The organism is Methanobrevibacter arboriphilus, from assembly GCF_019669925.1.
GTDB lineage: Archaea > Methanobacteriota > Methanobacteria > Methanobacteriales > Methanobacteriaceae > Methanobinarius > Methanobinarius arboriphilus_A.
This window is the reverse complement of the sequence record NZ_AP019779.1, coordinates 1,998,241-2,011,760: the sequence shown is the minus strand read 5'-3', so window position 1 is coordinate 2,011,760 and position 13,520 is coordinate 1,998,241. Positions and strand designations below refer to the sequence as shown.

General features: G+C 23.1%; 13 protein-coding genes and 1 riboswitch. Of the genes, 4 read left to right on the top strand and 9 right to left on the bottom strand.

Translation table 11 applies throughout. The features are described 5' to 3' along the window. Positions 1-223 precede the first annotated feature (223 nt). The 4 genes from MarbSA_RS08795 to MarbSA_RS08780 form a co-directional block, all read right to left on the bottom strand. The gene (locus MarbSA_RS08795; protein ID WP_432420119.1) at positions 224-1,498 is read right to left on the bottom strand and encodes a tRNA(Ile)(2)-agmatinylcytidine synthase; all 1,275 of its coding nucleotides are present in this window, start codon (positions 1,496-1,498) and stop codon (positions 224-226) included. 165 nt (positions 1,499-1,663) lie between these two features. Continuing rightward, a complete protein-coding gene (locus MarbSA_RS08790; protein WP_221061430.1) occupies positions 1,664-2,389 on the bottom strand; it encodes a tRNA-binding protein in 726 nt (241 codons plus the stop codon). A 454-nt stretch (positions 2,390-2,843) separates the two neighbouring features. Beyond that, positions 2,844-3,020 (bottom strand): rubredoxin, encoded by a 177-nt coding sequence (rd, locus tag MarbSA_RS08785; protein ID WP_080460653.1) that lies wholly within the window; start codon positions 3,018-3,020, stop codon positions 2,844-2,846. A 188-nt stretch (positions 3,021-3,208) separates the two neighbouring features. Further along, positions 3,209-3,364, bottom strand: a complete 156-nt coding sequence (locus tag MarbSA_RS08780; protein ID WP_156314700.1) for a hypothetical protein — start codon at positions 3,362-3,364, stop codon at positions 3,209-3,211. 266 nt (positions 3,365-3,630) lie between these two features. Then, positions 3,631-3,708, top strand: a riboswitch (Fluoride riboswitch). Between the two features lie 514 nt (positions 3,709-4,222). Here MarbSA_RS08780 and MarbSA_RS08775 point away from each other — a divergent pair. Then, a complete protein-coding gene (locus tag MarbSA_RS08775) occupies positions 4,223-4,522 on the top strand; it encodes a DUF4389 domain-containing protein (RefSeq protein WP_054835589.1) in 300 nt (99 codons plus the stop codon). Positions 4,523-4,754: 232 nt separating this feature from the next. After that, a complete protein-coding gene (locus MarbSA_RS08770; RefSeq protein WP_155930697.1) occupies positions 4,755-4,931 on the top strand; it encodes a hypothetical protein in 177 nt (58 codons plus the stop codon). A gap of 128 nt (positions 4,932-5,059) precedes the next feature. On the opposite strand, the gene MarbSA_RS08765 is transcribed toward MarbSA_RS08770, so the two are convergent. The 5 genes from MarbSA_RS08765 to serA form a co-directional block, all read right to left on the bottom strand. Then, positions 5,060-5,488, bottom strand: a complete 429-nt coding sequence (locus MarbSA_RS08765) for a Mov34/MPN/PAD-1 family protein (protein WP_042703325.1) — start codon at positions 5,486-5,488, stop codon at positions 5,060-5,062. 37 nt (positions 5,489-5,525) lie between these two features. Next, positions 5,526-6,260: a tRNA(His) guanylyltransferase Thg1 family protein gene (locus MarbSA_RS08760; protein ID WP_054835586.1), complete on the bottom strand. Its 735-nt coding sequence runs from the start codon at positions 6,258-6,260 to the stop codon at positions 5,526-5,528. A 182-nt stretch (positions 6,261-6,442) separates the two neighbouring features. Continuing rightward, positions 6,443-7,207 carry an aspartate dehydrogenase gene (locus MarbSA_RS08755; protein ID WP_221061429.1) on the bottom strand — a complete coding sequence of 255 codons (765 nt, stop codon included), beginning with the start codon at positions 7,205-7,207 and terminating at the stop codon, positions 6,443-6,445. 701 nt (positions 7,208-7,908) lie between these two features. After that, positions 7,909-8,280 (bottom strand): PRC-barrel domain-containing protein, encoded by a 372-nt coding sequence (locus MarbSA_RS08750; RefSeq protein ID WP_042703321.1) that lies wholly within the window; start codon positions 8,278-8,280, stop codon positions 7,909-7,911. Between the two features lie 486 nt (positions 8,281-8,766). After that, positions 8,767-10,338, bottom strand: a complete 1,572-nt coding sequence (gene serA, locus MarbSA_RS08745) for a phosphoglycerate dehydrogenase (RefSeq protein ID WP_221061428.1) — start codon at positions 10,336-10,338, stop codon at positions 8,767-8,769. A gap of 782 nt (positions 10,339-11,120) precedes the next feature. On the opposite strand from serA, the gene MarbSA_RS08740 reads away from it, so the two are divergent. Beyond that, positions 11,121-11,459: a heavy metal-binding domain-containing protein gene (locus MarbSA_RS08740; RefSeq protein ID WP_221061427.1), complete on the top strand. Its 339-nt coding sequence runs from the start codon at positions 11,121-11,123 to the stop codon at positions 11,457-11,459. Between the two features lie 636 nt (positions 11,460-12,095). Beyond that, entirely contained in the window at positions 12,096-12,896 is an 801-nt protein-coding gene (locus MarbSA_RS08735; protein WP_244987866.1) for a hypothetical protein, read from the top strand. The last annotated feature ends 624 nt before the right edge of the window (positions 12,897-13,520 follow it).

Below are 13,520 nucleotides of genomic sequence, written 5' to 3'. Positions count from 1 at the left end.
AAAAAATAGAATTATAAATAAATAATTCATAAAAAAAAAGTTTTTAATAAAATTTTAATAAAATAGCTTTAGAATATTATCTCATTAATAATATTTCGATAATAATTATATAGTTTGGTTTAATAATAGTTTATAATAGTTTTAGTTTAATAATAGTTTATTATAATAGTTTATATAGTTTAATAATGCTAATATTTTTTTTAATTGATAAATGAATAGATTATTATAAACCCATCCTACATAGAGGTTTAGCTAAATGTCTCCGAGCAGATACAGGAGTTTCGTAGAATTTTCCTTCAACTAGGTTTCTCTTTTCTTCTTCAATTATTTTTTCACCATAAGGTAATTTATTATCACATTTTTTACATTTAAATCCTTTATTTTTCCCTGCTGAAGTCATTCTTTTACCACAAACACAGATAGGGTTTTTAAAAACTTTTTTATTTTTAAGTTCTATTATTCTAATTTTTTCTATATTAAAAGTTCCTCCACAACCTATTCCTCCGAATAATTGAACTTGATCTCCTGTTTCCAACTGTTTTATTATTTTTCTAAATTCTTTTGTTGGTTCATATCCCGCTACATCTATTTCACCAGAATCATCCCCAAGTTTAAAGAAAACATGCCCCCCTTCAATTACATGAGGGTTTTCTTTCACATATCCTGTGATAATATAACATCCATATTTTTCCATATCTGAGATTTTAGATATTTTTTGAAGATGCATATCTGTGTGTTGGTTTGTTTTAAAAATACAATAGCTTTCAATCGGTTCTTCTGTTTTCACTATACTTTTAGCTAATTTTAATCCTTCTAAAGATTCCCCTCTTATTCCATATAGGATAGGACATGGAGTTCTAGGTTCAATAGCTATATAATCATTTTTTAAATCTACATTTTCAAAAGTATCGGTAACTTCCTTATCCATTAGATAAACCGAGTCTTTATTTATCTGCCTTTTTTTACCATAATTTTCTTTTTTTCTATAAGCTAAAAGTTCATAAGTATAATCTTTAAGTGGACAAGATATAGCTGCAAGAGATCCTATGATTCCTCTTCCTTTTTTAAATTTATGAAATTCTGCACTTATCTTATTTAGAAAAGTTTCTGCTTCTTTAATTGAGATTATCGAATAAATAGCTTTCATTGCATAATTTTCCATTTCTTTTGTGATTTCACCTTGAAAAAACACTACTCCAGGGTTTGTATTGTCACATGATGTTTCAGATAGCATTTCTACATTTTCAAGAACTATTTTTTTTATTAGATATATTTTTTCTTTATTAAATCCATCAATATTTATTTTAAAAGAAATTCCCCCATTTCCACGAGTTTTAAACCTTGAAAATGGATTTAAACGTATTAATCTAGGAGATCCTTCAATGAATATTTTCTCCTCTTTCAGTTTATTAATGATATGACAAGCTAAATAAGTTGTACACATACCATCTGGAGAATCTGTATCATCAATACCAATGTGTAAAAAAATAAATATCACCTAAAATAAGTTTTCCCAATATATTCTTTATCCTAATATAAACTTTACAATAATATAATTATATTTATTCTTATAATTCTTACTATATCTTATAATTCTTACCATAATATAGTTTTCTTACCATAAGATAATTTTTTTAAAAATAAAAGTTTAATAAATATTAGACTATTTACTTAAATATCCTTCTATTAAATTTCTACTTTCATTTAATGCTTCAAGCGGAATTCCTTTAGGCATAGAACCTAGTTCTCCTTGAACATCTTTTAAAATTCCTTCACCTGCACCTAAAAACATCCCCTCACTAGCTATTCCAGAAAAGGTTTCTGGAGGAAGTATTGCTATAGCTACATTATTTCCTTCTTTAACTGTTAAATCATTTGTAACTACTTTAATAGCTCTTTTTCCAAGATTTACATTACAAATCATAAGCCCATCATTTTGAGGATGATGACTAACACTCATTAACTCCCCTACTTTAATATCTATTGCTACAATAGGATCATTTATTTCTCCAAATAATATCCTATTTTTTAATCCTAATATAGTATCAATGAAAAATCTTGCTTTAGCTATTGCTTCTTCAGCTTTTTCTTTTTCTTCCTTTGGAGTTTGATCCATAAACTGATGAGCCCAGTCTTCTCCACCTAAGTATTTTAAAACTAAATTAGCTTTTTTTTCTAGATTAGCTATTTCTGGAGTATTTGCTAAATCTTTAGGATCTAAATATGAATAGTTTAAGACTTGAAAATCACTTTCCATACTTTCAGCACTTTCTATAGCCATTTTCTTATTCCATCTTCCTCTAAAGCTACCACTTCTAGCAGTTCCAACAAACATATTAATGGTTTTTTGTCCAAGTAAAAGCCTATAATCTTTCGTAGTATCCCACATAAACATCATCTTGTCTTTATTATTATATTATATAGAATTAATAAAAATTAATTAGATTAACGTAAAATTAATACAAATTGGTATTATTAATTTTTTAATTCAATCTTTAAATAATCAAATATACTTTGTTAAAATGTATTATTAAACATTACTTTTAAGAAGATATCATTAATATATCTTCAAACTATAACATACAATAATTTTAAAAAAAATCTAGAAAAAATGAATAATATTTAAGAATTAGCTAATAAAAAATAACAAAAAAAAATATCAATTAAAAGAAGAAAAATAAAGAAAAAAGATAAGAAAAGATAAAAAAGATAAAAAATAATAAAATAATAAATTAAAGATAAAATAATAAAGAAAAGATAAAATAAAATAGTTATTTAGAAATTTATACTTAATATATACTCAATAAGTACAGTATTTATACTATAAGAAAATTATTAAATAATTATTCTTGTTTAGTAAACTCTTCTTTTCCAACGAAACAGATAGGGCATACCCAATCATCAGGTAAATCTTCAAATGCAGTTCCTGGTTCTATTCCATTATCTGGATCACCTTCAGCAGGGTCATAAACATATCCACAAACTTCACATAAATAGCTAGCTTTCTTTTCTTCACTCATTTTTTAAACTCCCCATTTATTAAACTTTATATTTTCGTCTATCAATTTCAATACTTATATAAACTAATAAAATTTACAACCAGTATATAAAATGTTATTAATATATAATATTAATAAATTAGTAATAAACTGGTATTTATATGTTCATTATAGTATGAATATTAAATATAAATTTAAAAAAGAAATAATTATCTTTCACTTTTTCTATCTGCTTCTTTTTTCTCATATTCAGCTTTATTTTTAGCTTTTTTAGCTTCATATTCGGTTTTATTTTTTACTTCTTCAGCTTTGTCTTGAACATCATCTTTCACTTTTTTAGCTTTCTTTTTAACATCCTCTAACATGTTATTATACCTCCAATTATTGTTATATATATTATGTATAAAAAAATATATAAATATTATTAAAATATTAAAAAATAGCATAAAAGTATTATACAAAATTAAAAAATTAGTTTATTAGTTTACTATTAAAAGCTAATAATGTAATTACTAATGCTATATATTTATTATAGAAAAATTAATATATACCATTGTCATTATAATAATAAAATAATTATAAGTAATAAAATAATATTATAAAAAACTATTTATAATAAAATATACATATATCATAATAAGGTGATGAGGTTCACCTATTTAAACTGCCAGAATACTATTTTTTTCTGGATGATGACCTCTACTAATAAAAAAAACAGAATAATAAAGGCAGTATTATCTGTTAAATTAGGAGGCATGATCTAAAATCTTTAAATATATATAAAATCATTTTTATACTTTTTAATATTTTGATAATTAATTTTATTGTAATATGATTAATGCATGAAAAAAAAGATGAACTTTACCTCAACCTCAAAATGAAATTTAGTTCAATTTCATGAAACATTAAATCCAGCAATGAATTAATTCTCTTAAAATTATTCATTTTAATTTTTAATATTTTTAATATTCATAATATTCTTAAATTTAATATTTCTAATTTTTAATATTTCTAATATTATGATAAAGATATTCTAATATTATAATAAAATTATAAGAATTATATAAAAATTTAAAATTTTCTTTAATTCTTATATTAAAAACTCTATTTTTAATTTAAACCATTTACTTAAATGATATTTTTATAAAATTGATATTTTTTAGAAGATATTAAATAATCCCTTCAAATATAATAATATATAAATAATTTAAAGGGTGAGAATATTGAAAGAATATTTGAAATATCAAAGAAAAGCAAGTAGAATAGAACTTTTCATAAGGATAATATATTTAATACCCATATTATTAATAATACATGTATATACTATATTAGCAGGAATATGTCATTTAATACAGTGGTTCATAGTATTAATATTTGGATTTAGAAACAAATATCTAAGTAAATTTGTTCAAGGATATGTAAAGTATATAATCAGTGTATTAGCTTATTCACATAACTTATCAGATGAACGCCCAAAAATACTACCAAAACCATATAGAATATTTTTTGAAAAAGAAGAATAGATAATCCCTTATTTTTAAGTAATATTCTTTTTAAAAATAGTTATTATTGTTTGAATAGTTATCATCATTAGTTAAATAATTATTATCAATATTATTATTTGAATATCTACTATTAACTAATAAAAATTACTATTCAAATAGCTATTAATAATCATATTACTTGAATAAAAATATTTAGTAAAACTTAATATAATAAAATTATAAATATTTTAATTAACTTAGAGGTTAATAAATGGAAAAAGAAAAGATAATCCAACTAATTGGACTTAGTATAATACTTTTAATTGCAATATTAATTCTATATTTCTTCCTACCAGTAGGCATGATTAGATTCATATTAGGATTAATTATAGCAGGAATTATTGGTTTAGTAATGCAAAAAAAGATTTTTGATGATAAAAAAACTTAGAATTCTTGTTTTTTATTTTTTATCTTATTTTTCTTCTTTTAATTGATATTTTTTTGTTGTTATTTTTTATGGTCTTATTCTTTTATCTTATTATTTATTTTATTATTTATTTTATCTTATTTTATTTTTCATATTATTTTATAATCAGTAAACTCACCATATCTATTATAAGCTAAAATATCATCAATATTGTATGGTTGACAGATTATCATGTGAAATAACCCTGTTTTAGCAAAGGTGAATAAATCTGTATCTGATGGTAATGCACTAGGTCCTGGGTGACTGTGAACTGAACCCCATTGAGTTGTCATAACTGGAAGCATTCCAGTATTTACAATAGCTCCTTCACCAGATGTTTGTGTTGGTAAAAATACTAACCCTGTAATGTGAAGAATCTCATTTTTAACCTCACCATCAAAAATAGCCATAAATTCATCAGGATCAGAACTCCTTGCATACCATATTATAGAGTCTATTACTTCACTATCTATGTGAACCTCATTGAATTTATATTTATTATTCCCAAAAATCTTTGAAAACAAGTTTCCTAATCCCATATTCGCACCGATTGAATTTTTATATATTATTTGTATCTTATATAATATCAATATTCTTAAAGAATTCTTTATTAAAAATTGTAATATTTTTATCTATAATTAAATTATTTCTATAAGATGTTTCTTCTCTATTTTTTATTGGATTTAATCCCAAAATCTTTTCTTTTTGTTTATAAATAGCTATTCCTCTTTTTTGATGAATAGGAACATTATTTAAATTGATACCCTTTTCAAATAATAGCTGATGAATATCAGAAGATTTAAGATTTTTCAATTTTTGAGTAGCTACTTTAGGTGAATAATCTTTCCTTAATACCCAATAACCATAACTATTTACACAATTCCTCCAAGATTCATCCTGCCTCCATTTAAAATATTTAACGATATCATCTTTATCAGCTATTGGAATAATCCTTGAATCAAATGAAATTACAATAGAATCAGTTGGTTTAAAATATTTATTTAAATTAACTGTCAAAGAACTAGAAGCCAAACTCGGAAAAACAGAGTTTAATTTTTCAATTCTTCCAGAAAAAGGTATTTCAGATAGTAATATGTTTATTTCATCAGAAAAAGTGTATATAAATAATGGAGAAAACTCTTTAAAAATATCCTGAGATGTATTAACCATCGATTTAATGAAATTTTCATCATATGGTTTTTTAAAATCTAAATTCTTAGATAAACTATGAAAATTTCTTCCATCTAATCTTAAAATTAATTTAGATCCTTTAGGAACTTTCAAATTATTATAAATTTCATATTCTTTCATATAATTCACATAATTCCTAGTCTTTTCATAATTTAAATAAAGTGTAGTTTATCTAGAGTATTTAGTAGTTTATTAACATCTATTTTACTAATATTTAGTTTAATATTGTTTATTTCATTAGTATTTAGTTTTAGTAATATCTATTTTATATAGTAAAATTTATACTTATATTCCTTCCTACACTATGTTCCCATTATAAAATTCTCATTTAAACTTTTTAATAGTTTAATTGCTGAGTAAGCAGCTAACATACTAGTTTTAGGGTTAACTTCACAGGGTAAGTTCTCAGTTCTAGTTTTAAATTGACCAAAATCTCCTTCAACAATCACTTCATGGACATTTTTATCTACTTTAGGGTCAACAATAATCTTAACATCAACATCTAAATTACAAGCAATACTAAGAGCAGCTGCTACATTAATATTTACAGGAAATATTTTAACAGCTTCTGATGCTTTTCCTTCATAAAGAATTTCTTCTTCATCAACAAGTTTTCCAAGAGATCTAGGTGGTTTTCTTGTAGTTAAAGTAGCCTTAATGATTTTTCCAATTGAAGCAGCTTTAATACCATCCAGTCCAACAATAGCTCCTGATGGAGCAAATATTTTAGCATCATTATTAGTAGCAGCTTCAATCATCCGATCTCTGAATTTATTATCCATTAAAGCACCAATACTCATAATAATAATATTTTTACCTTTTTTTAAAACTTTAAGTCCGAATTTTTCAACAGAAATAGGAGAAGCAGCTTCTAAAACCAAATCAACATTATCAATCATATCATCAATATCTAAAACAGCTATTCCATCAGATATAGTAGCTAAATTTTCAGCTTTTTCCATATCATGATCATAAAAATATTTAATATCAATTCCACTATCTTTAGATAAGAAATTATTTACAATGATGCTAGCTATTGCCCCACAACCTAATATTCCAACTATCATAAAACCACATTATTAGAACTAAAAATATTTAATAAGACTCATTTAAACACTATTTAACCAGATTAAACTCATTTAAACAAAGAATTAAATAGAAATAAATAAGAATTAATAAATTAAACAAAAAATTAATTAAACTTAAAAAAATTAATTAAAGCTTAAAAGACTTAATTAAAATTTTAAAACTTAATAAAAAATATCTATTAACATATTATAATTTTATATTAAGAAATATTTATAATTTTATACTAAGAATTATTTATAAGTCTATTAAAATCAATAGTTATTAAAAATAATTTCATATAAACATAATATTTATTAAATTATCTAAAATAATATTAATAATTTTCATAAAAATATTATTTAATTAAATAAAAAATTCTCTGACAATATAAGTTATAAAAGAAAGCTAAAAGTGATTAATTATTGAAAAAATGATTATTAATAAAAAATCATGTGTTAATAAAGAAATTATTATATTAATAGAAAGAAAAATTATAGTAATAAAAAATGTGTTTAATATTTGTTGTTTAAATATAGAAATAATGAAAAAATAATGAAATTATGATTATTATATTATATATTAAATAATCTTAATTAAATAAATATAAAATGATTATTAAATTAATAGATAATACATTCTAACAATGCTAATGAAATTAATAATTCAAATAATAATTTAAGAAATTAAACTGTTAAAAATTTTATTGCATTTGATTTTGAGGCTCTCTATCTGGAACTTGACCTTGTGGTTGAGTTTGAGCTGTTTGAGATTGTTTTTGAATATCTTGAGGATCTATTAACATAATATCTCCAATAGCTCTGACCTTATCAAAGTCTACGTTAAGAACTCCTTCTTGAAAAGCTCTCATCTCATTTTCTTCTGGAACAAATTGTAATCCATTTCTAAAAATATCCCTAATTCCAACATTTTTGTTTTCAGGTTCTAAAGCCTTTACTTGAAGTTTAGAAATTGTTCCCATCCTGATATTGAGAACTACATCTACAACACGTCCAACATACTGACCTGTAATAGTATATATATCTAAATCATAAAGATTTGAAACTTCTACCATTTTTTCACCATAACCCTATTAATTCAAATATAATTATTATTAAATGTTATTTGTAATACTATATATCTTATATATCAAAAATAATTATATTTCAAAAATAATTAATTATAAAAATATATAATTTTTATTAAATTATTTTTTTATTAAATTACTTTTATTCTTTTTATTTGACAATTATAACAATTTTATAAATTGTTGAATGCATTATTTTATTGTCATTTATTTACTAATAACATATAATTAAGAATATATATTATCTTATTTTTGATAATATAAATAGTTTTGGTAATAATAAGGAAATCTCTTAAAAATAATGAAATATTTCAAATATAAATAATTAAAAAAGATTTAAAAATAATGATTTAAATATGAATAATTTTTTCTAATATTTAGAAAAATAGAATAAGAATAATAAAGTAGCTATCTAAAAATGAAATAAAAATAATGGAAATGAAATAAAAAATAAGAATACAAAAATATTCTTAATTAGAGCTCTAAGCCAACAGCATCAAAAACATTTTCAAGATTTCTTACTTCTTCCATAACATCATCAGGGATTTTTTGATCAACTGTCAAAATCATTATAGCATTTCCACCAGCTATATCCCTACCAACCTGCATAGTACCAATATTTATATTTCTTTCACCTAATTTTGTTCCAATAGTACCAATAGCTCCAGGAATATCATTATATTTAGATATAAACATGTGTCCCTCTGGTTTTACATCAACCCAATAATCATTAATCTTTATAATTGCTGGATCATATAAATCAGTTCCTTCTACTGAAAATTCATCATTATCAGTGATTGCCTTAACTCTAACAGATGAATCGTATCCTTTAGAATCACAAGTTTTTCCTTCAGTTATACTTATTCCCCTTTCTTGTGCAATTGTTGGAGCATTGATCATATTAACTGGGTCGATTAAAACATGATTGAGAACACCCTGAAGAACAGTTCTAGTTAGTATATCATGATGAGGAGTTTCACTAAGTTCTCCGCAATAAACAACTTCGATTTCCTTTATCTGACCATTAATAGATTGAGAAGCAAAACTACCTAATTTTTTACATAAATTAACATAAGGTTTTATCCCTTCATAAGTCTTTGAATCAACTACCGGCATATTTAAAACATTCTTTGGAGCTCCACCTTTTAAAACTTCAATCACTTCATTAGCTACAATGATAGCTGCATCTCTTTGAGCTTCCCTAGTTGAAGCAGCAATATGAGGAGTAGCTACAAGATTATCTAAGCTTAAAAGTTTGCTTCCTTTTGGAGGTTCTTCTTCATAAACATCAAGAGCAGCACCACCAATTTTATCATTACTTAAAGCATCATACAATGCATCTTCATCAATAATACCTCCTCTTGCACAATTGACAATAAAGGCATCATCTTTCATTATTTCTAATTCTTTTTTAGATATTAAGTGTTTTGTTTCAGGAGTTAATGGAACATGAATGGTTATAAAATCTGAAACTTTTAATACTGTTTCAAGATCAGCGAGCTCAACACCCATTTGTTTAGCTACTTCTTTAGGCAAATATGGGTCATATACAATTACATCCATTTCAAAAGCTTTACATCGACTTACAACTTGAGAACCAATTCTTCCCATTCCTACAACACCAAGAGTTTTATTTCTTAGCTCAACACCCATAAATCTGCTTTTTTCCCATTTATCTTCCTTAACAGATTTATCAGCAATAGCTATTTTTCTTGCAGCTGTAAGCATCATACCCATAGTATGCTCAGCAACAGTAATTGAAGTTGATTCTGGTGCATTTACTACCATTATTCCTTTTTCAGTAGCTGCTTCTACATCCACATTATCGACACCCACACCAGCTCTAGCTATTATTTTAAGCTTGTCTGCTTTTTCAATTACTTCACGAGTTACTTTAGTTCTACTTCTTACAATTATTGCTTCGTATTCAGATATAGTATTAAGCAATTCCTCTGGAGTTATATCAGTGTCAACCACAACTTCCGCTACTTCTTTTAAATTATCAATACCTTTTTGATTTATTGAATCTGCAACTATTACCTTCATTAAATTCACCTATATAATATTTTAGCTAAAAATTGGATGTAATAACAATAAACTATTATTATATATAATCAATTAATTAATATATTATTAATATTCTAAATTTAATATTCTAAGCTTATATTATAAACTTAATAGTATTATAAACTTATATACTAAACTTAATATTACAAATATAAAATTTTAAGTTTAATACTTTAAGTTGATGTTTTAAATTTAATATTTTAAGTTTAATATCTTAAATATTAATATTTTAATTTATAATAATTTAAATTATAATAATATAAGAATATAAAAATTCATAATAAATATAACATTTATAATAGATATAAAATATTAATTTTATCTAATATTCTTACTATGTTCAAAGTATTATAAAAATCTAATTACAAAACTATCAAAATTTTAGTATTATTAAAATTGCAAAATTATTAGTATTATTAATAGTATTATAAGTATTAGTAATATTAATAGTATTAATATTGTTAGCATTATTAATATTATCAATAGTATTAGTGATAGTATTAACGTTATCATTAATATTATTATATGTTATAGTAGCTCTTTTCTGGTTAATACCAGAACACAGGATTGAAAAAATCTTAGATTAATCAATAAACTGATATAACCCATTATTGTAATTAAATTAATTATAAAAATATAAAAAATATAAATCTAAAAAATAGAAAAAAATAAAAGGAGAAAAAAATTATAAGTCTCCTTAAATAAAATAAAGAAAGATATGTATAAAAAAATATAAATTAAATTAAAAAAGTGATGATAAGATGGTATTAGTTGAAGAATTTGTTATCTCAAGTGCAAATGATGTTCCAGGATATAAAATTACTGAAACAAAAGGTTTTGCATATGGATTAACAGTAAGAAGTAGAGGATTAGGTGGACAGCTTGGGGGAGAGCTTAGATCTATTTTAGGTGGAGAAATAAAAGAATATCAACAAATGATGGAAGAATCAAGAGATAAAGCACTGAATAAATTAATAGAACATGCTAAAAGTATGGGAGCTAATGGGTTAATAGCTGTTCGTTATGATTCAGATGCAGTAGCTACAAATATGCAGGAAATATTAGCTTATGGAACTGCAGTTGTATTAGAAAAAGAATAAAGAAAAATAATATAAACATAATAAAAGTAATATAATGAAAATATAAAAATAATTTGAAAGAATGGCATACTAAGTTCCATGAACCTCCTTTAGCTACATAATTTAATCAGGAGGTTAGCAATGCAAATAATCAATATAATAAAAACATCAAATAAAAATGCTTTCAAATTATCTGACATACTAAAGAAAATCCTAAAGGATTTTCTTAATTACGAAAATCTTCGATTTTCGATAATTACCCCCTCCATTTATGTTTATACAAAGAGAAGCCATTGAGTGTAAGGCTTCTCTAAAAAAATTCAACAGCTTAGGAGCTTAGTAATACCATAATATAAATATGTAATAAAAAATATATAAATATTACTATAATAAAGATTAGTAATAAAAATAGAAAAATATATAAATTATAAAAATAAACATGAGTGTAAGGCTTTGAGATTCATCCTTCAAAAATGAATCTCACTCTAATTTTTTTTAAAAAATATAAACATAACAAATTAACAACTAATTTTCTAATATTCAATTTACAGAAATTTTCTATTTTTATAAGTTTAAAAAAGAATTTTATATTATTTTAAAAATAATAAAAATAGGATTAAATAATAAATATAGCTAAAAAATATAGTAATATTAAAGGTGATTATAATTTTCAATCAAAATCTAATATTTAAAGACAAAGAGATTCCAAGAATAATCTTAGGAACAGCCCCATTTACTGCAGAAAGCTATTTTGGACATAGATCCCGATTATATCACCTTGATTTAGAGATAAACTCTGGTAATATAGCTAAAATAATAAAAAAAGCTAATGAAAATGGGGTAAATGCTATAAATTTAGTAAATAATGATAATTTAATAGAAAGCTATGAAAAAGTAGTAAAAGACAATGAAATAGCTGTTATTGGAACTGTTGGAAAAACAATTATCGATTATGTTAACCCAGATTATGAAAAAGCAAAAAATGTTGATTGGAAAAAAGATATAAAGCTTTTAGCTAAATATAATACTCCAATAATGCTTGTTGATGAATTTATTACCGATAGCTATGATTTTGAGTTAATTGAAGAAATATTAAAAGAAATTAAAAAGCAAGGAGCGTTTGCAGGACTTATAACAGCTTATCCGTATAAAACAACAGAAAAATTACTTGATTCACCTATCTTAGATTTATTTGATTTTTATATGATTCCTGTAAATAAACTAGGATATATGATGGATACTAAAGTCTTTTTAGAAAAAGAAAGAGAAGATTTAGCTAATCTCATTAAAAAAATCGATAAAAAAATAATCATAAATAAAATATTAGCTTGTGGAATTCAGCAACCAGAAGAGGCTTTTAATTTTTTAAAAAAATTAGATTATGCAGATATGGTTACAATTGGAGTAGCTAGTGAGAACGAAGCTGAAACTGATTTCAAACTTTTAAAAAATATCTAAAACAATATTGTAAAGCAAATAATATATAAACAAATTCTTAATTATTAAAAATATTAAACTCTACTTTTTAAATACATTATATTGCTTTTAAGTTTATTACTATTTACTTTTATATCAAATCATTAAAACTAAAAACTATCACAAAATATCAAAACCAATAATAAAAACCAATAATAACACTAATAACTAAAAAATAGCTATTATAACTAAAATTAGAATAAAAATAGTTTTAAAGATATTTACAATTAGCTAGAAAAACAGGATAGAGGTTTTATATGAATAAATGATAAATATTCATTAAAACCTCCGGATCATTAATAATGTAATATCATATTAGTTTTTATAATTTATATATTTTTCTATTTTTATTATGATAATATTAAATATTAATATAGTAATACTTTTATAATATAGAGAACATAACAATATCTTGCAGTATCACCAACTTAAAAAAACATTGACTACATCAGAAGGAGAAGGATCATTAATAATGTAAAATCAATGAAACCTTCTCACTAAGCTTTGAGGAGGTGATACTCATGAAATCAAAGATATTGATATTTGTTTATAATTTAAAATTCATTTTTAAATTTAGAAAATTTTTTATTTTCTATATATTAAATA

What these genes read in the sequence shown, in the direction of transcription:
- MarbSA_RS08755 (WP_221061429.1), bottom strand. Translation starts at nt 7,207, where the DNA reads ATGATAGTTGGAATATTAGGTTGTGGGGCAATAGCTAGCATCATTGTA.
- rd (WP_080460653.1), bottom strand. Translation starts at nt 3,020, where the DNA reads ATGAGTGAAGAAAAGAAAGCTAGCTATTTATGTGAAGTTTGTGGATAT.
- MarbSA_RS08765 (WP_042703325.1), bottom strand. Translation starts at nt 5,488, where the DNA reads ATGGGATTAGGAAACTTGTTTTCAAAGATTTTTGGGAATAATAAATAT.
- serA (WP_221061428.1), bottom strand. Translation starts at nt 10,338, where the DNA reads ATGAAGGTAATAGTTGCAGATTCAATAAATCAAAAAGGTATTGATAAT.
- MarbSA_RS08780 (WP_156314700.1), bottom strand. Translation starts at nt 3,364, where the DNA reads ATGTTAGAGGATGTTAAAAAGAAAGCTAAAAAAGTGAAAGATGATGTT.
- MarbSA_RS08750 (WP_042703321.1), bottom strand. Translation starts at nt 8,280, where the DNA reads ATGGTAGAAGTTTCAAATCTTTATGATTTAGATATATATACTATTACA.
- MarbSA_RS08760 (WP_054835586.1), bottom strand. Translation starts at nt 6,260, where the DNA reads ATGAAAGAATATGAAATTTATAATAATTTGAAAGTTCCTAAAGGATCT.
- MarbSA_RS08790 (WP_221061430.1), bottom strand. Translation starts at nt 2,389, where the DNA reads ATGTGGGATACTACGAAAGATTATAGGCTTTTACTTGGACAAAAAACC.
- MarbSA_RS08740 (WP_221061427.1), top strand. Translation starts at nt 11,121, where the DNA reads ATGGTATTAGTTGAAGAATTTGTTATCTCAAGTGCAAATGATGTTCCA.
- MarbSA_RS08770 (WP_155930697.1), top strand. Translation starts at nt 4,755, where the DNA reads ATGGAAAAAGAAAAGATAATCCAACTAATTGGACTTAGTATAATACTT.